Source organism: Prosthecobacter sp. SYSU 5D2 (assembly GCF_039655865.1).
Lineage (GTDB): Bacteria > Verrucomicrobiota > Verrucomicrobiia > Verrucomicrobiales > Verrucomicrobiaceae > Prosthecobacter.
This window is the reverse complement of sequence record NZ_JBBYXL010000003.1, coordinates 246,421-262,561: the sequence shown is the minus strand read 5'-3', so window position 1 is coordinate 262,561 and position 16,141 is coordinate 246,421. Positions and strand designations below refer to the sequence as shown.

Sequence of the window (16,141 nt, the reverse complement as noted above, 5' to 3'; positions counted from 1 at the left end):
GCTTTGGGGCAGCGTCTGATGCTTCAAAAGGGTTCCTTGAGGCACATGAGCGGCCAACATTTGTCCAAGGTCTTTTTTGGGGCGGGAAAAGAGTCTGGAGAAGGGTGACAAGGGCAGGAGGATTTCATTTTTTGAAAGCCTCCCGCCCTATGGAAAAGACATTTTTTGCAACCTCGCTTTTGCTTCTTGCCGGACTTCTGCATTTGCAGGCAGCAGAACCGGCTCCAGCCGCCCCCTCGCTGCCACTTGGAGCTGAAAACGCTGCATCACAAAACAATGACCCGCCCGTCCTGCCAGAGGTGGTCGTGACGGCAACACGCAGTGCGACGGAAGCCATCAAGGTGCCGTCCCAGGTCCGCCAGCTTAGCCGGGTGGAACTTCAAGAGCGGCAGGTGCGCACCCTGCCGGAGGCATTGAAGGAACTGCCGGGTGTGCATGTGCAAAAAACGGCCAATGCCCAGGGGTCTCCTTACATCCGCGGTTTCACCGGCTTCCGCAACCTGGCCCTCATTGACGGCATCCGTTTTAACAACTCCACGTTCAGGGAGGGGCCTAACCAATATTGGAACACGATTGATTCCTATGCCATTGACCGCATTGAACTGGTGCCGGGGCAGGGGTCTGTGCTTTACGGGAGCGATGCCATCGGCGGCACGCTGAACCTCTTCACCAAAAGCTCCGGCTTCCGTGATGAAGCTGCGGGTTTCTTCTTCCATGGGCTGAGCGCCTACCGCGGCGCCACCGCTGAGGAGAGCAACATCGGGCGTCAGGAGTTCCAGTTTGGTGAAGGCGGCCGCTGGGGGCTGCATCTGGGGGCCAGCCTGAAATCCTTTGGCGATGTGCACGCTGCCGGCCTGGGTGACCAGCCGGAAACGGGGTATGATGAGTGGGCCTATGATATGCGCCTGGATGTCGCCCTGGATGCCAACTGGACCCTCACCGCCGTCCACCAGCAGCTCCGCCAGAATGATGCCTGGCGCACTCACCAGACCGTCAAAGGCGTGTCCTGGCATGGCACTACGGTGGGGACAGATCTCAAGCGTGCCTATGACCAGGAGCGCAGTCTTTCCTATGTCCGCCTGGAAGGGCAGGATCTGGACAATCTCCTGGGCTTTATTGATGCCGCGAGTTTCACCGTCTCCCTGCAGAGTGCCAATGAGTATGAACACCGCATCCGCACCAACCGGACTGACTATTCTCAGGTCGAGCTGCGGACGCTTGGCTTCGATCTGCAGTTCGAAAGCCAGACCCCCTTGGGGCGATTCCTCTATGGGGTGGACTACTATCGGGATGACGTCAGCAGCGGCAGCCAGCGATATAATGTGAATGGCACGCTGAACTCCATCGGTGTCCAAGGACCCGTGGGCGATGACTCCAGCTATGATCTCCTCGGGGCCTATCTGAACTACGAGGTTGATCTGGGCTCACGCTTTCACCTCTTCCTGGGTGCACGGCAAACGTATGCTGCGGCTGACATAGGCCGCTACGCAGACCCATCCACACCGCAGAGGGTGGATTCATACGACGACAGCTGGAGCAACTTCTCCGCCAGTGGCCGTATCGTGGTGGATCTGGATACGAAGGACCAGTTCAAGGTTTTTGCCGGTGTTTCCCAAGGGTTCCGTGCGCCCAACCTGTCTGATCTTTCACGCCTGGACACTGCCCTGAGTGGCGAGACGGAACTGCCCTCTCCGGGCCTCGATCCTGAGCAGTTCATTAATTATGAAATGGGGCTGAAGGCGGACACCCGGCACTTCAGCGGCAGCCTGAGCTATTTCTACACCCAGATTGATGACATGATCATCCGGCGTCCCATCGGGGGAAATGCGGCGATCAAGTCCAATGCAGGGGAAGGGTTCATCCACGGCGTTGAACTGGCGGGTGAAGTCCGCTTCAACGACAACTGGTCTGTCTTTGGCCACGTGACCTGGACGGAAGGGGAGGTGGACCAGTTTCCGCGCGCCAATGACCCCACGGTGCGCCGTGAACCCGCCAGCCGTGTGGTGCCCTGGATGGGCCGTGCAGGCATCCGCTGGAACAGCAGCAACCGCCGGGTCTGGGCGGAGCTGGTTAGCCTGTCGCACTCCCAGTATGACAATCTGACTTCCGGCGACAAACGCGACACTCAGCGGGTGCCTGCGGATGGCAATCCGAGCTTTAACATCGTCACCCTGCGTGGCGGCTGGCAGATCACCGAAAACATTGGCGTGACGCTGGCCCTGGAAAACCTGCTGGATGAAGAATATCGCTACGCCGGGTCCGGGAGCAATGAACCGGGCTTTGGCCTGGTGGCCGGGGCGACGATCCGGTTTTAAACCGGAGGCCTGGATGAATGGAGGGTTGCGGGACCGGGTGCAAATGGGCAAGAATGAAGGCTATATTCTGCGATTTCCTGCGTTACCTTTGTCCCCCCTTAAGATGCCTGAGACCCCGACCCTCCTCTATTGCCGCTGCGCCTACGCCCAGGTTGTTCCATCCGGGGTAAAGAATGCCGTGCTACAGCAGTTATGTGATTCCGGGGCCAGTTTTGAAACCGTCTCCGACCTCTGTGAGATGACGGCACACCGGGATCCCCGGCTGCAGGAGCTGGCGCAGTGCGGGAAACTGCGCATTGCGGCCTGTTATCCACGCGCGGTCACCGGTCTGTTTCAACAGGCGGGGGCTCCGTTGCCAGAAGGGACGGAAATCCTGAACATGCGCAGCCTGACGGCGGATGAAATCGCCCAGCAGATGCTGCGCACGGAAGATGAGGCCGCGCCTGCGGTTGCGAATGCCTGATGCTTTAATCTGAAATTCTGACGTTATGATCACCCACACTGCCCGTCCGCTAAAAGTCGTCCTGTATGAGGGAAAAGGTGCCATCGCTTTGCCCGCCGAGGCGAGGTTGAAGGTGATGACGGCGCTTTTGGACAAGGGCTATGCCGTGGCGCGGGTCACGGCCACGGGTACGCAGACCTCGCCTCCGCAGGATGACCATACGCTGCTGCTGCTGGGGTCTTTTCCTGAGCGCCAGGCTCCGGCGCTGGAGGATGTGACGGGGCGTGTGAAGATCGAGGCGCGGGACATCACGGATCTGGATGCGGAAAGCATCGTGGCGCTGGTGGACAAGACGCGCGGTGAAAAGCCGATGAACGAGCCGGGCAAATGGAAGCCATGGTTCCCGGTGATTGACTACTCCCGCTGCACCAACTGCATGCAGTGCCTGAGTTTCTGCCTCTTCGATGTTTATGGCGTGAGCGAGGAGAACAAGATCCAGGTGCAGAATAATGACAACTGCAAGACCAACTGCCCGGCCTGCTCCCGTGTGTGCCCGGAGGTGGCCATCATGTTTCCCAAGTATCAGGCCGGGCCGATCAATGGCGATGACGTGAGTGCTGCGGATCATGGCCGTGAAAAGATGAAAGTGGACATTTCCTCCCTCCTCGGCGGCGACATCTACTCAGCACTGAAGGACCGCAGTGCGGCCGCCAAGAGCCGGTTCAGTAAGGAGCGCAGTCCGGACAAGGCGCTGGATGAGCGAAAAAAATGCCTCACCAAACTGGTGAACGACGGCTTCATCCCTATGGATGTGCTGGCCTCCCTGCCCAGCCCGGATGAGATTCTGCGCAAATCCGAAGTGGCCAAAGCACGCGCTGCGGCGGCCTTGGCGGCGCAGCCAGGGGCAGGTGCTGCGTCATAAATTGTTTAGCTGGGGCTTAATGAGCCTGGCTTGACTTTCCTGGTGGCATCGGCATCACATCCGCTGCAAACAACGCCATGCCCGAAACTACTCCTCAAAAATGGTGGATCGTCCGCCGCTCCGCCATTCATCAGCGCGGCATCTTCGCCAGGGCGGACATCCCCAAAGGAACACCCATCATTGAATACACGGGTGAGAAGATCACCAAGGCGGAGAGCGAGCGGCGCGGCAATGCGCTGGCCGCGCGCGCCGCGAAGACGGGGGGGGCGGCGGTGTATATCTTCACGCTGAACAAGACCCATGACCTGGACGGCAGCACTGCCTCCAACACCGCCCGGTTGATCAATCACTCCTGTGAGCCTAACTGCGAGGCCTTCATCAGCCGGGGGCGCATCTGGATTTATGCCAAGCACGACATCCCTGCCGGGGAGGAGCTGTCTTTCAATTACGGCTTCGGCATGGATACCTGGGAAGACCATCCCTGCCGCTGCGGCAAGCCGAGATGCATTGGCTACATCCTGGATGAAGAGCTGTGGCCGAAGCTGCGGCGCATCTTGAAAGCACGTGAGGCCAAGAAGGAGAAACTGGCGGCGCTGGAGGCGCGTGCGGCTGAGCTTAAACAGGAGCTGGAGGAACTGGATGTATCCGAGCCAGTGCCCGCGCAGAGAAAAGCCGCAAAAAAGGCCAAGGGCTGAAGTGCCCTCGGCCTGATTTGGTGGAATGATGGGAACCCGAGTTTCGGCGGGGAACCACGCTCTGGCGAGCGCGGCCACTGACTTAATACACGCCTTCGACGATGGTCTTCTCCATGGCACCGAAGGGGCGCACATCGGCCACGCCATCCCAGGCATAAGGGGCACGCGGGCGGCGGCGCATGGCTTCATCACGCTCCAGAAAGCGGGGCATGAAGAACTCCTTGGTGAGGGTGGTCAGTTCCACCCGGCCCCAGGAGTCATAGTCCACCACGGCGGAGGTGTTTTTCGGGTCCACCACACGCAGCACGGCGCGGGGCTGGGGTGCATAATAGGTGACGGAGAACTGGTCTTCGGCCGTGATCGGCACGCTTGCGGCCAGGCCCATGAGGGTGTTACCATAGGTGGGGTAAAAGCCGATGCGGCCTTCCAGCACTTCCTCAATCATGAAGCGCACGTATTGCGGGGTCATGGTGGTGCCGCCGACGAAGGCACCGCGGATGCCGGCATCATAGAGGTCCACTTTTTCAGCCAGGGCTTCCAGAAGTTTTGGCGTGGTGAAGAGGCCGGTGACCTTGCGGTTTTTCAGAATGAGCGTGGCCTGGTCCACCACGTGGTCCATGTACTGGCGGGCGACATCGAACTGCTTGTTGGAGATCAGCTTTTTCACGAAGCGGGGATCCAGGTCAATGAAGTAGCAGGAACTGCCACGGAAATTGGCCAGGTGTTCAATGGCCAGGCGCAGGCGGCGCGGGCCGGTGGGGCCGACCATGAGCCAGGCACCGCCAGGCGGGAAGTGGTCGTCGCTGATCTTGCCGCTGAACTCTTCGTAATCGGTCTTGTAGTCGTTCCAGCCAATGCGCTGCTTGGGCATGCCGGTGGTGCCGCCGGTTTCGAAGATATTGAAAGGCTTGCCTTTGAAAGCTGCAGGCACCCAGACTTCAGGCTGGAGATCGCGGAGGTTTTCGTCCTGGAAGTGGTCGAACTTGGCGATCAGGTCGGCAAAGCTGTTGACGCTGTCGCGGGGGTCAAAGTTCTTTTTGGCCCAGTCAAGCCAGAAAGGGCAGCCGGTTTCGGGGCTGAAATGCCACTGGATGGTTTCACGGACTTGCTGGTCGAGTTGGGCTTGGGCTTCTTCGGGGGTCATGATGGTGGGAGAGAAAAGAGGTCGGACCGGGGAGCAGTCAAACGAAAGCTGCGGCCCGTCCCTTTCTACGTCTGGAGGGAATCAGTGAATACAACAGAATGCAATGAGTCCAACAAGTCTGTGGCAAACGAAGGTTACAGAGCAACCGGTTTACTCTTCTCATGAAAACAACCACCTTACTGCTGGCCCTGGTGCCGGCGCTTTTTTTGACCTCCTGCTATGTCACGCCAGCGGGCGGGCCTTACAACAATAACAGAGGCGGCTATAATCATCGTGGCCACGATCATGACCGGGACCGCCGGGATAATGACCGTGACCGTTATGACCGGGATCGTGTCGGCAGGGGTCCTTCTGGTACTTACCGGAGGTCGTCATCCAGCAGACCTCATAACCCGGTCTTCCCTTTTGGGGCCTGATGTGTGACCGGATGGCCGGGCTTCGTGGGCGCACCGCCGCATTGGCCGTGCGCCCTTTTTCTGTGTTCCAGCTTACTTCTTGGCCAGTGCTTCTTTGATGGCCGTGGTCACCTTGATGTCGTCAGGCTTGGTTTTAGGCTCAAAGCGGGCGATGATTTTGCCATCGCGACCCACCAGGAACTTGCCGAAGTTCCACTTCACATCGCCAGGGAAGGGGGATTCTTTGCCGCTGAGCTCCTGGTAAAGCGGGTGCTTGCTCTCTCCTTTGACCACCACTTTGTCGAACATGGGGAAGCTGACATTGTACTTGGTGGAGCAGAATTCTTTGATCTGCTTATTGGTGCCGGGTTCCTGTCCGCCGAAGTCGTTGCTGGGAAAACCGAGCACGGCCAGGCCTTCTTTTTCAAACTCCTGATGGAGGGCCTGGAGCTCTTTGTACTGCTTGGTGTTGCCGCACTTGGAGGCGACGTTGACGATGAGCATCACCTTGCCTTTGTAAGGTTTGAGTGTGGTTTCCTTGCCGTCAATGTCTTTGAGAGGGACATCGTAAAGGGTGGCGGCGGTGGCTGTGGTGACACAGGCGGCGAGAGCGAGAAGCGTGGATAAAACTTTCATGGGCTGACAGAACGTCTGCCATGGCGGCAGGGTTTCACGCCAAAGACGAATTGCCTATGAGAATGCCGGAGGGCGGCCATTCAGAAGGAAAGTGATTGCCAGCCGGTCCCGTTTCGTTTGAAGTGTTGGTCTAATATGACCTCAGCCCCGCACTCACGCCGACATTTCCTCCAGATTGCCACCGCAGCTCTGGCAGCCTCCGCCACCGGACTGCGCGCCGCAGACGCAGAACCGCTATTTAAGATCTCGCTGGCGGAGTGGTCGCTGAACAAAGGCATGTTCAAGCGTGAGGGTGCCGAACCGCTGGAGCATCTGGATTTCTGCAAAATCGCCCGCAGCCTTGGCATTGACGGGGTGGAGTATGTGAACCAGATGTTTGCCGACAAGGCAGGGGACCTGGCCTATCTGGAGGACATGAAAAAACGCCAGGATGATGAAGGCGTGAAGGGGCTGCTCATCATGGTGGACCGTGAAGGAAACCTGGGAGATCCTGATGAAGCCAAGCAGGCGAAGACCGTGGAAAATCATCTGAAGTGGCTGGATGCTGCGGCCCTGCTGGGCTGCCATAGCATCCGCGTGAACGCCGCCAGCGACCCCAAGCTGGCGTATGATGAGCAGATGAAGCACGCGGCCGCCGGTCTGCATGCGCTGTGTCTGGAGGCTGACAAACGCGGACTTTATGTCGTGGTCGAGAACCATGGCGGACTTTCCAGCAACGGCCTCTGGCTGACGGGGGTGATGAAGCTGGCGGATCACGCTCGTGTGGGCATTCTTCCCGACTTCGGCAATTTTTACACCGACCGCAACAAAGGTGAGTTGTACAATCCCTACAAGGGGCTGCGTGAGTTCATGCCCTGGGTGAAAAAAGGCATGAGCGCCAAGGCCTATGACTGGGACACCGGGGCCGGGAAGCATTACACCGAGGACAGGCGTGAAGGCCGCGAGATGACCCTGGACTACCAGAGGCTGATCGAGATCGTGGTCAAAGCCGGCTACAAAGGTTACATTGGAATTGAATACGAAGGGGTGAAACATACCGAAATCGAGGGGATCAAGCGCACGAAACAGGCGCTGGAAGAGCTCCGTGCAGCGATGAGCTGAGCATCTGGAGGGCTGAAATTCCCCTTGCCAGACGGTAAACATCCCCTAAATTCATTTTCCCCCTTCTGCTCAACAGAGCGAGGGGGCAACCCCTGTAATTTCTGATGAAAGCTGAACTCGTTGAACAAGCCCTCGCCGTTGTCAAAGATCCTCCGATCCTGATCAACATGGTCTCCAAGCGTGTCAAGCAGCTGACCTCCGGCCGTGCACCGCTCGTCGAGCGCCGTCCCGGTCAGCGCGAAGCCGATACTGCCCTGCTGGAAATCATCCAGGGCAAGATCAAGGCTGAGTATCACGTGGCTGCTGACGCCTAATGTTTTTCCGTCGGCGGGTTTTCCCGGCCGTCAAGGTACATGACCGATGAAATTGCCACCAACCGCAAAGCGCTCCGGGATTTTCACATTCTGGAGCGTTATGAAGCGGGTGTGGAACTCCGGGGCACGGAGGTGAAATCCATCCGCCTCGGCAAGCTGAACATCAGTGACGCCTTCGCCCGCGTGGAGCGCGGGCAGGTCTGGCTCTACAACATGGACATCCAGATCTATGAGAAGGCCAGCTTCAGCCAGCATGAGCCGCGCCGCACACGCCGCCTGCTGCTGCACAAGCGGGAGATCCTGAAGCTCTTTGCCCACACCCAGCAGAAGGGGCTGGCGCTGCCGGTGCTGCGTGCCTACTGGAAGGAATCCCGGGTCAAGATCGAGATCGGCGTCGGCAAGGGCAAGACCAAAGGGGACCAGCGCGAGGATCTCAAAGAAAAAGCCGTGAAGAGGGAGACTCAAAAAGTGGTGTCCAGCTTTAACCGCAAGCACGGCTGACAGGGCCGAGGAGCCGGACCCGTTCAGTGCCGGTCTTCCACGGAAGTGTCCGGCCTAACAAACTTTGTGTTATCAATGGGTGTGGAGCTGGTGGCATGTGGCGGAATGCCAGTCTAACAAAAAAGACCGCATCCGTTTCCAGATGCGGTCTTTGAAAATGCCGGGGGAGAGTGCCTAACTAAGGATGAGGAATGGTTTTTTGACAAACTTATGGTTTGGCAACGGCGACGTCCACAGTTTCCTTGTTTTCCAGGGCGAACTCGGAGCCCGGATCGCGGGTGATTGGCCAGTAGGCCTCCATGTTGAGCATTTCCGGAGGGGTGAGTGTCAGGACCTCTTCACCGGCTTTGGCCACAGCCTGGTAGGCCAGAGGAACAACGGTGATGCAAATGCGGTCTTCATCCATCCGCTGCACATGCAGGGCGGAGGCATAGCTGCGCTTCTGAAGGTTGAAGGTGTCACCCGAAGCAAATGGGGCCACATCTTTGGACAGGCCCGGCATGACCAGTTCAACGTCCACATCCTCAAGCTCGCTGGAGCGTGCCCTGACGATCCAGCCACGGGTAAACACGTCACTGGCGGCGAGCTGGCGCACACTTAGAACACGAAAGCTGCCCAACAGATAGACAGGCTGCTCGTGCTGATAGTTTTTCAGATAAGAACGTTTGAACAGATCATTACGAACTCCGAGCTGCTCGCGGTTGTAAGGGTAGAATTCGGCCAGGATGTCTCTTGGACCGAATGACTTGCCGGCTGGCGCGGTGTAGATCGTGTATGGACGAAGCGGCGTAAGTTTTTTGAACTTGGCCAGCATCTTATAATGGAAAGGCTTTTCCGGGTGGGAAAAGATCATGATGCTGAAAAACCAACAGAATGTCGCAACTCCCATAAGGAGTGTGATAAGGATGGCCCACCAAAAAATGCCACCCCCTTCTTTCTTTTGGGAAAGGCTGCCTCCGCCATAAGAGCGGTACTCGCTACCGTCGCTCAGAAATCGGACTTGCATATCAAATATGAGAAAATTGTTAAATACTGGAAAAATTCACTGCTAAAATTTTACTGGTTCAAACCAAAAAGAAAAGCAATTTCTGTGAATAAGCTAAAAAAAATGTTCCTCAAGCTGTTTCCTTTGGTTCGAAGGACGTTCCACAGCCGCAACTGCGGGTGGCATTGGGATTGATTACACGGAATCCAGAATCATTCAATGCATCAATGTAGTCAATTGTGCTACCATCGAGAAATGCCAAACTGGCACTATCAACAATAACCGTGACGCCGTTATTTATAAAAAGATGATCAGAAGGGTCAGGCTGGGCAATGCGCATGGCGTATTGCAATCCCGCACAACCGCCCTTTTCAATGCCGATGCGAAGGCCGCTGCCTTCCTCAGCTTGATGTGCCAAAAGCATATTGGACAGCTCGGTGACCGCATTTGGAGTGATTTGAATCATGGAGGGTATGAAATTAAGATGAAAATCAAAAAAACCAGGAGTCGCATTCTGGTGTGATGATGTCACATGATTGGGTTACGTGCGTTCGTCCTGCACTATTTGCAGTCTTATGTCAAAAATTCGTATTCTTTCTGATTCTCTTGCCAGCCAAGTGGCAGCCGGGGAAGTGGTGGAACGCCCGGCGGCCGTCATTCGGGAGCTGGTGGAGAACAGTCTGGATGCGGGAGCCAGGCACGTGACGGTGGAGGTACAGAGAGGCGGCGCGGCGCTGATCCGCATCACCGATGACGGGTGCGGGATGGACCGGGAGGATGCGATGCTGTGCATGGAGCGGCACGCGACGAGCAAGATCCGGACCAAGGAGGACCTGGCGGCCATCCGCACCTTTGGCTTTCGAGGCGAGGCGCTGCCCAGCATTGCCAGTGTGTCACGCTTCCGCCTGGCTACACGGGAAAGGGAGGCGCTGAGTGGCACTGAGATCGAGATCATGGGCGGCAAGCTGACGGCGGTGAAGGACCACGGCGGCAACCACGGCACAGTCATCGAGGTGAGGTCGCTGTTTTTTAATGTTCCAGCACGGCGCAAGTTTCTGCGCACGGAGGCCACGGAGTATGCGCACATTGAGCAGCAGTTCCGCATGCATGCGATCGCCAATGCGCAGGCGGCTTTCACGCTCATCCGTGATGGTGCGGTGATGTTTCATCTGCCGGCCACAGGTGACATGCTTGAGCGCATTCGCGGGCTGGTGGGGGAAGAGCTGACGTCAAGGCTGATCCGGCTGCCGGAGGTGGAGCATCTGGGGATCAGCGTGTCCGGATACATCGGCGGACCGGGGCTGAGCCGGTCTAACAGGCAGCAGCAAATTACGTTTCTGAACGGGCGGCCGATTGAAAGCCCATCCATCAACTATGGGCTGAAGGAAGGCTTTCACAATGCGCTGATGAAGGGGCAGTATCCGGTGACGTTTCTGTTCCTGGAGATGGAGGCGCAGTCCTTTGACATCAATGTGCATCCGGCCAAAAAGGAAGTGCGTTTTCATGACGGCTTTGCTGTCCGCGAAGCGGTGGCGCGCGCGGTGAAGCAGGCGCTGGAGACAGGCAGCAAGCTGCCCACCGGACATGTGCCAAGGGCGCCCGCAAGCCTGCCCGCCAGCACGCAAGCAGAATTGGTTATACCGGCGTCTCCCGCCGCTCCGCGAATGATGCAGCCAGAGCGGCCGGCGGAGCCTGGTATCATTGGTCCGGCACTTTCGCCGTTGCCGGAGCGGGTAGAGGCAAGGCGGATGCCGGTGCCTGTGGCGGAGCGCACGTTTACAGCTCCAGCCAAAGCGGATGAAGTGGCCCCGGCCATGCCGCAAGTGTCCGCTGAACAGCCAGCCGAAGCACCGGTGAAAAAGACGATGCCGCACTTCCGGATCATCGGTGTGCTGCACAAGCTCTATGTGCTGATGGAGAGCACGGAAGGGCTGGTGCTGATGGACCAGCATGCCGCACATGAACGGGTGAACTTTGAAAAAATGCGCCGGGCCATGGAGCAGGGCGGAGTGCCCTCGCAACGGCTGCTGATGCCGCTGACGCTTCAAACCAGTCCGCGTGATGCCGATGTGCTGACGCGGAATCTGGAGGCGTTGTCGCGACTGGGCATCGAGGCGGAGCCCTTTGGTCCGAACACCTTCAAGGTGGAGGCGCTGCCGACGTTTTTGAAGACGGATGATCCGCTGGCCTGGTTGGACCAGGTGATTGAGGAACTGCAAAGCCTCAGCTCCAAAAGTTCATCTCTGCGGCTGGGTGAGGACATGATTGCAACGACCGTGTGCCGGCATTCCGTGAAGGCGAACGACCGTCTTGCAACCCCGGAGATCCAGGCGCTGCTGGAGGATCTCTTTGCCTGTGAGATGCCCTACTGCTGCCCTCATGGCCGACCGACGCTGATCCAGATGTCCATCAATGAACTGGAGCGGAAGTTTGGCCGGCAGGCACCCTGAAAGTAGAGCCGTTGCGCTGCAACGGGTTCTGAGGCAAGGTGCAAAGCCCAGTTGCGGCGCAACTGGGCTACGGCCTCACACGACAACCGCCCAGATGACTTTGAGGTAGCGGCTTTCGGGGCAGTTGGACATGACGGGGTGGTCCATGCCGGGGCCGGTACGATCGAGAATTTGGAGCTTGCGGCCGTGGCGGTGGGCGACGCCGATGACGAGCTCCTCAAACTCCTCGGTGCTGATGAGGCCGGAGCAGGAGCAGCTCACAAAAAGGCCGCCGCGCTTGACGAGCTGGATGGCGAGGCCGTTAAGGTCTCGATATTTGAAGATGCCCTCTTCCTGCGTATCGCGGTGGTGGATAAACTTGGGCGGGTCCAGCACGACGGTGTCCCAAAGCTCGCCATTTTTGATCATCTGGCGTGACCAGCCGAAGGCATCGCCCTGAGTCCAGGTGAGCTTGGTCTGGTTGAGGTTGGCGTTCAGCTTGGCCTGGGCGATGGCTTTTTCATCGAGGTCCACACCGGTGACGTCTTCACACTTGCCAATGAGCTTGGCTGCAAGGGCAAAACCGCCGGTGTAGGTGCAAAGGTCAAGCACACGGCCACGGGCGAGCTGGCCGAACTTCAGGCGGTTGTCACGCTGGTCGCAGAAGAAGCCGGTCTTGTGACCGTCCTCAAAGTTGACGAGGTAACGGACGCCGTTTTCACGGATGCGGACGACGGGCGGGGCGGGATCGTCAATCTCCGGCACGTCGCTGATGCGCATGCTCTCGATGAGGGAGATGTCGGGATCCGTTTGGATGACATGGTTGATGGTGCCTAACTCCTTGTGCAACAAAGGCAGCCAGCGGCGGATGCGGCGCCAGACGCCGAGGGTGGTGACGAGGATGGAGAGGGTGTCATCGTAACGGTCCACAATAAGGCCGCTGATACCGTCGGCATCGGAATGGATGACACGATAGGCATCGGTGCTGGCGTCCAGCTTCAGCGTTTCTTTGCGCAGGCGCACGGCCTGGATGAGGCGGGCATCGAGCTCGGCTTCACCAAAAGGGGCCAGGCCATGGTGGATGACACGCAGGGGGACGCGGGCTTTGGGGTTGAGGAAGCCCGCACCGAAGGGCTGGCCTTCTTTGTCATAGACGTTCACCAGATCGCCTGCGCCTGCGTCGTTGGAAATCGCGCCGACCATATTGGGGAAGATGGCGGGGTGATACGAGTAGTACTTCATCTGTGCCCATGGCCGCACCCAGGATTCGCTGCCAGGCGGTGGCGGCTTGGGGGCATTGGAGGGGTAACGGGAAGGGTAGGGACGGGGCATGGGCATGACGGTTCGGCTGGAACCGGCACCATAAGCACAGGATTCGGAAATTTCACTTCTCAATGCACAGAATCCGCGGTCAAATTGACGGATCATGCCAGAAATCGAATTGAAAACGCTGCATTTGACAGAGCCGTTTCGCATTGCTCATGGGGTCAGCTCTACCCGGCAGGTGGTGAGGGTCCATGAAAGTGGGGCGGCGGGTGAAGCTCCGATTGTGTACTATTACAGGGAGAACGCGGAGGAGACTGTGTCCTGGCTGAAAGGCGAAAGGGAGGGAGGGGGGAGCAAGGCGGGCCAGCTGGCGCGGGATCTTTGTCATTGGGATCAGCAGGCAGAGCCGTTGTGGCAGAGTGTGGAGAAGATCTTGGGGAAAGGCAAACCCTGGGAGGAGGTTTATGCGTGCCGGTCACTCGGCATCCCGACTGACTTGGAGGTCTTTGAGGAAAAGGTGCGGGAGACGTCGCGGCAGTTCCGGGTGTTGAAGCTGAAGCTGGGCAGCGGTGACCTGGATCATGACGAAGGCATTGTTTCGACAGCACGTGCGGCGGCACCTGGAGCGACGATGTTTGCAGATGTAAACGGCGGCTGGTCGGTGGATGAGACGGTTCTTATGATGGAGCGGCTGAAGAGGTATGGGCTGGTGATGATCGAGCAGCCGGTGCATCATGGACAGGGCATCGAAGCCTGGAAGGAACTGAAGGCGAAGCTGCCAGCGGGCGCGCTGCCGCTGTATGCAGATGAAAGCGCACAGAACGCTGAGGATGTGCAGCGTCTGGCCGGGCTGGCGGACGGGGTGAATGTGAAGCTGCTAAAGTGCGCTTCCTTTGGCGGGGGGATTGAGATGATTGCGGAGGCGCGCAGGCTGGGGATGGGCGTTCTTTTGGGCTGCATGATCGAGAGCAGCCTGGGCACAACGGCGGCAGCGCATCTGGCTCCATGGGCGGATTTTGTGGACCTGGACGGGCACCTGTATCTGACGGATGATGATTATACGGGTATCACTTTTGATGAGCAAGGCCGCGTTGTCATGCCGCAGAGATGTGGTATCGGAGCACGTCCGCGAACGTAATCCTATTTATATGATCGAAGACCTCACTGCCCGTGCTCAGCATTATCTTCCAGAAGCGCTGCACTGGCTGCGGCGGATGGTGGAGATCAACAGCTTCACCACGAACCTGGAGGGCATCGAATCCGTGGGGCGGGTGACGGCGGAGTGTTTTTCGGAGCTGGGTTTCGAGGCGGACTATGTACCGGCGCAGCATCTGGAGCACGGGCCGCATTTGTTTTTGCGTCGGCGGGGCATGGATTCTACCGATAAGCCGGTGGTGCTGGTGACGCATCTGGACACGGTTTTTCCGCCTGAGGAAGAGAAGAGAAACAACTTCGGCTGGCAGGTGGACGGAGAGCGGATTTACGGACCGGGTACGGTGGATAACAAGGGCGGTACGGTAATGATGTGGCTGATGCTGAAGGCGATGCAGGAGGTGCTGCCGGAACTGTTTGAAAAGACTCACTGGCTCATCGCGGCTAATTCTGCGGAGGAGGTGATCGGCTCAGACTTTGCCCGGTGCACGGCGGAGCGCTGTCCGGCGGGGGCGCGCGGGGTTCTGGTTTTTGAAGGCGGTCCACGAGATGCGGCCGGTTATCACGTGGTGACTTCGCGAAAAGGACGGCTGGAGTACAAAATCACCTGCGAGGGGCGCGGCGCGCATGCGGGGAGCAATCATGCGCTTGGCATCAATGCCGTGGTGGAAATGGCCCGCATCCTGCCGCGCATTCATGCACTGAGCGATCCTGAACGCGGCCTAACCGTGAATGTGGCAAGCTTTAATGGCGGCACGGTGCTGAACAGGGTTCCTCATCAGGCGGTGGTGAAGCTGGAAATGCGGGCCTTTGAACCGCAGGTGCTGGCGGATGCCGCTGCGGCGCTGGAAGCGATGGCGGGTCCGACGGAAGCCGGAGCGAAGATTGTGGTGGAGTGCCTGGGCAGCACGGAGGCCTGGCCGGGCGGAGCGGAGACGGAGGCGCTTTTCAATGCCTGGGAAAAGGCAGGGGCGGCCATGCAACTGCCGGTGCTGCGCATGGCCCGCGGTGGCCTCAGCGATGCCAACTACCTGTGCTCCCTGGCACCGACCCTGGATGCCATGGGGCCAAGCGGGGGAAACGCGCATTGTTCCGAACGGTCGGCGGATGGCAGCAAGCTGCCGGAGTATGTGGAGGTGGACACCTTTGTGCCGAAAGCGGTGATGAATGTGCTGGCGCTGGCTTCTCTGGAGTGAACTGCATCCTTTCATGAAACAAAAAAAGCCCCGGTTTGCACCGGGGCTTTGAAAGGTTGAAAATTGAGGCTGCGAGGCGGCTTAGTTGGAGCGGCCGAGATAGCTGTTGTCTTCGGTTTTGACGCTGATTTTGTCGCCTGGGCCGATGAAGAGGGGAACCTGGACGACGAGGCCGGTTTCCAGCTTGGCAGCTTTGTAAACGTTGTTGGCGGAGTCGCCTTTGACGCCCTCAGGGGATTCGGTGACGGTCATCACGACGGAAGGTGGCAGCTCGATGCCGATGACGATGTCGTCGGCAAACTGGACGGTGTACTTCTGGCCTTCGATGAGATAGTCCTTGGCGTTTTTGACCTGGCTTTCCATGAGGACCACGTCTTCGAACGTCTCAGGGTGCATGAAGTGGTAGTCTTCGCCGTCCTTGTAGCTGTACTCATGGGGCTCACGGTTCAGGTTCACGGCCTCAAGGGATTCGTTGGAGGTCATGCGCAGGTTGTAAACCTTGCCCGTGCTGAGCGTGCGGACGGACATCTGCACATAGGAGGCCATGCGCGGAGGGGTCTTGAGTTCGAAATCGGACACGAGACAGACTTCGTTGTTATAACGAACCGCGTGGCCCTTGCGGAGGTTGATGACTGGGGTTGATGCCAT

17 protein-coding genes are annotated in these 16,141 nt (G+C 58.4%); 11 read left to right on the top strand and 6 right to left on the bottom strand.

Features of this window, described 5'->3' with window-relative positions:
• Window positions 1-149: 149 nt before the first annotated feature.
• The 4 genes from WJU23_RS06140 (at window position 150) to WJU23_RS06125 (ending at window position 4,374) form a co-directional block, all read left to right on the top strand.
• Window positions 150-2,315, top strand: coding sequence for a TonB-dependent receptor (locus WJU23_RS06140; protein ID WP_346331661.1), 2,166 nt, complete (start codon window positions 150-152; stop codon window positions 2,313-2,315).
• A gap of 103 nt (window positions 2,316-2,418) precedes the next feature.
• On the top strand, window positions 2,419-2,778 hold the full coding sequence (locus WJU23_RS06135) for a hypothetical protein (RefSeq protein ID WP_346331660.1): 360 nt from the start codon (window positions 2,419-2,421) through the stop codon (window positions 2,776-2,778).
• A gap of 25 nt (window positions 2,779-2,803) precedes the next feature.
• Entirely contained in the window at window positions 2,804-3,679 is an 876-nt protein-coding gene (locus tag WJU23_RS06130) for a ferredoxin family protein (RefSeq protein WP_346331659.1), read from the top strand.
• 77 nt (window positions 3,680-3,756) lie between these two features.
• Window positions 3,757-4,374, top strand: a complete 618-nt coding sequence (locus WJU23_RS06125) for an SET domain-containing protein-lysine N-methyltransferase (RefSeq protein WP_346331658.1) — start codon at window positions 3,757-3,759, stop codon at window positions 4,372-4,374.
• A gap of 82 nt (window positions 4,375-4,456) precedes the next feature.
• On the opposite strand, the gene WJU23_RS06120 is transcribed toward WJU23_RS06125, so the two are convergent.
• The gene (locus tag WJU23_RS06120; protein ID WP_346331657.1) at window positions 4,457-5,518 is read right to left on the bottom strand and encodes a hypothetical protein; all 1,062 of its coding nucleotides are present in this window, start codon (window positions 5,516-5,518) and stop codon (window positions 4,457-4,459) included.
• Window positions 5,519-5,679: 161 nt separating this feature from the next.
• Here WJU23_RS06120 and WJU23_RS06115 point away from each other — a divergent pair, with 161 nt between their 5' ends.
• A complete protein-coding gene (locus WJU23_RS06115) occupies window positions 5,680-5,934 on the top strand; it encodes a hypothetical protein (protein ID WP_346331656.1) in 255 nt (84 codons plus the stop codon).
• Window positions 5,935-6,006: 72 nt separating this feature from the next.
• On the opposite strand, the gene WJU23_RS06110 is transcribed toward WJU23_RS06115, so the two are convergent.
• Window positions 6,007-6,549 (bottom strand): glutathione peroxidase, encoded by a 543-nt coding sequence (locus WJU23_RS06110; protein ID WP_346331655.1) that lies wholly within the window; start codon window positions 6,547-6,549, stop codon window positions 6,007-6,009.
• Window positions 6,550-6,684: 135 nt separating this feature from the next.
• Between WJU23_RS06110 and WJU23_RS06105 the strand changes: the two genes are divergently transcribed.
• The 3 genes from WJU23_RS06105 to smpB all read left to right on the top strand — a co-directional run bounded on the left by WJU23_RS06105 (window position 6,685) and on the right by smpB (window position 8,465).
• Window positions 6,685-7,650 (top strand): sugar phosphate isomerase/epimerase family protein, encoded by a 966-nt coding sequence (locus tag WJU23_RS06105; protein ID WP_346331654.1) that lies wholly within the window; start codon window positions 6,685-6,687, stop codon window positions 7,648-7,650.
• Between the two features lie 104 nt (window positions 7,651-7,754).
• On the top strand, window positions 7,755-7,964 hold the full coding sequence (locus tag WJU23_RS06100; RefSeq protein ID WP_346331653.1) for a DNA-directed RNA polymerase subunit omega: 210 nt from the start codon (window positions 7,755-7,757) through the stop codon (window positions 7,962-7,964).
• A 39-nt stretch (window positions 7,965-8,003) separates the two neighbouring features.
• Window positions 8,004-8,465 carry an SsrA-binding protein SmpB gene (smpB, locus tag WJU23_RS06095; RefSeq protein WP_346331652.1) on the top strand — a complete coding sequence of 154 codons (462 nt, stop codon included), beginning with the start codon at window positions 8,004-8,006 and terminating at the stop codon, window positions 8,463-8,465.
• 208 nt (window positions 8,466-8,673) lie between these two features.
• On the opposite strand, the gene WJU23_RS06090 is transcribed toward smpB, so the two are convergent.
• Both WJU23_RS06090 and WJU23_RS06085 read right to left on the bottom strand, forming a co-directional pair.
• Entirely contained in the window at window positions 8,674-9,318 is a 645-nt protein-coding gene (locus WJU23_RS06090; RefSeq protein ID WP_346331651.1) for a hypothetical protein, read from the bottom strand.
• Window positions 9,319-9,580: 262 nt separating this feature from the next.
• Window positions 9,581-9,916 carry an iron-sulfur cluster assembly accessory protein gene (locus tag WJU23_RS06085; RefSeq protein ID WP_346331650.1) on the bottom strand — a complete coding sequence of 112 codons (336 nt, stop codon included), beginning with the start codon at window positions 9,914-9,916 and terminating at the stop codon, window positions 9,581-9,583.
• A gap of 109 nt (window positions 9,917-10,025) precedes the next feature.
• Between WJU23_RS06085 and mutL the strand changes: the two genes are divergently transcribed.
• Complete coding sequence (mutL, locus tag WJU23_RS06080) at window positions 10,026-11,900, top strand: DNA mismatch repair endonuclease MutL (protein WP_346331649.1); 1,875 nt, start codon at window positions 10,026-10,028, stop codon at window positions 11,898-11,900.
• 75 nt (window positions 11,901-11,975) lie between these two features.
• On the opposite strand, the gene WJU23_RS06075 is transcribed toward mutL, so the two are convergent.
• Complete coding sequence (locus WJU23_RS06075) at window positions 11,976-13,211, bottom strand: class I SAM-dependent rRNA methyltransferase (protein WP_346331648.1); 1,236 nt, start codon at window positions 13,209-13,211, stop codon at window positions 11,976-11,978.
• A 94-nt stretch (window positions 13,212-13,305) separates the two neighbouring features.
• Between WJU23_RS06075 and WJU23_RS06070 the strand changes: the two genes are divergently transcribed.
• Entirely contained in the window at window positions 13,306-14,283 is a 978-nt protein-coding gene (locus WJU23_RS06070) for an enolase C-terminal domain-like protein (protein ID WP_346331647.1), read from the top strand.
• Between the two features lie 10 nt (window positions 14,284-14,293).
• The gene (locus tag WJU23_RS06065) at window positions 14,294-15,493 is read left to right on the top strand and encodes a M20/M25/M40 family metallo-hydrolase (protein ID WP_346331646.1); all 1,200 of its coding nucleotides are present in this window, start codon (window positions 14,294-14,296) and stop codon (window positions 15,491-15,493) included.
• An 81-nt stretch (window positions 15,494-15,574) separates the two neighbouring features.
• Here the strand turns inward: WJU23_RS06065 and efp are convergent, their stop codons facing one another.
• Window positions 15,575-16,141 carry an elongation factor P gene (gene efp / locus WJU23_RS06060; RefSeq protein WP_346331645.1) on the bottom strand — a complete coding sequence of 189 codons (567 nt, stop codon included), beginning with the start codon at window positions 16,139-16,141 and terminating at the stop codon, window positions 15,575-15,577.

Excerpts from the sequence above, each read along its gene's own strand:
- WJU23_RS06090 (WP_346331651.1), bottom strand. The coding sequence starts at position 9,318 with ATGATCTTTTCCCACCCGGAAAAGCCTTTCCATTATAAGATGCTGGCC.
- WJU23_RS06085 (WP_346331650.1), bottom strand. The coding sequence starts at position 9,916 with ATGATTCAAATCACTCCAAATGCGGTCACCGAGCTGTCCAATATGCTT.
- WJU23_RS06125 (WP_346331658.1), top strand. The coding sequence starts at position 3,757 with ATGCCCGAAACTACTCCTCAAAAATGGTGGATCGTCCGCCGCTCCGCC.
- WJU23_RS06105 (WP_346331654.1), top strand. The coding sequence starts at position 6,685 with ATGACCTCAGCCCCGCACTCACGCCGACATTTCCTCCAGATTGCCACC.
- WJU23_RS06120 (WP_346331657.1), bottom strand. The coding sequence starts at position 5,518 with ATGACCCCCGAAGAAGCCCAAGCCCAACTCGACCAGCAAGTCCGTGAA.
- WJU23_RS06065 (WP_346331646.1), top strand. The coding sequence starts at position 14,294 with ATGATCGAAGACCTCACTGCCCGTGCTCAGCATTATCTTCCAGAAGCG.
- efp (WP_346331645.1), bottom strand. The coding sequence starts at position 16,141 with ATGGCATCAACCCCAGTCATCAACCTCCGCAAGGGCCACGCGGTTCGT.
- WJU23_RS06135 (WP_346331660.1), top strand. The coding sequence starts at position 2,419 with ATGCCTGAGACCCCGACCCTCCTCTATTGCCGCTGCGCCTACGCCCAG.
- smpB (WP_346331652.1), top strand. The coding sequence starts at position 8,004 with ATGACCGATGAAATTGCCACCAACCGCAAAGCGCTCCGGGATTTTCAC.
- WJU23_RS06110 (WP_346331655.1), bottom strand. The coding sequence starts at position 6,549 with ATGAAAGTTTTATCCACGCTTCTCGCTCTCGCCGCCTGTGTCACCACA.
- WJU23_RS06070 (WP_346331647.1), top strand. The coding sequence starts at position 13,306 with ATGCCAGAAATCGAATTGAAAACGCTGCATTTGACAGAGCCGTTTCGC.
- WJU23_RS06100 (WP_346331653.1), top strand. The coding sequence starts at position 7,755 with ATGAAAGCTGAACTCGTTGAACAAGCCCTCGCCGTTGTCAAAGATCCT.
- WJU23_RS06140 (WP_346331661.1), top strand. The coding sequence starts at position 150 with ATGGAAAAGACATTTTTTGCAACCTCGCTTTTGCTTCTTGCCGGACTT.
- WJU23_RS06115 (WP_346331656.1), top strand. The coding sequence starts at position 5,680 with ATGAAAACAACCACCTTACTGCTGGCCCTGGTGCCGGCGCTTTTTTTG.
- mutL (WP_346331649.1), top strand. The coding sequence starts at position 10,026 with ATGTCAAAAATTCGTATTCTTTCTGATTCTCTTGCCAGCCAAGTGGCA.
- WJU23_RS06130 (WP_346331659.1), top strand. The coding sequence starts at position 2,804 with ATGATCACCCACACTGCCCGTCCGCTAAAAGTCGTCCTGTATGAGGGA.
- WJU23_RS06075 (WP_346331648.1), bottom strand. The coding sequence starts at position 13,211 with ATGCCCCGTCCCTACCCTTCCCGTTACCCCTCCAATGCCCCCAAGCCG.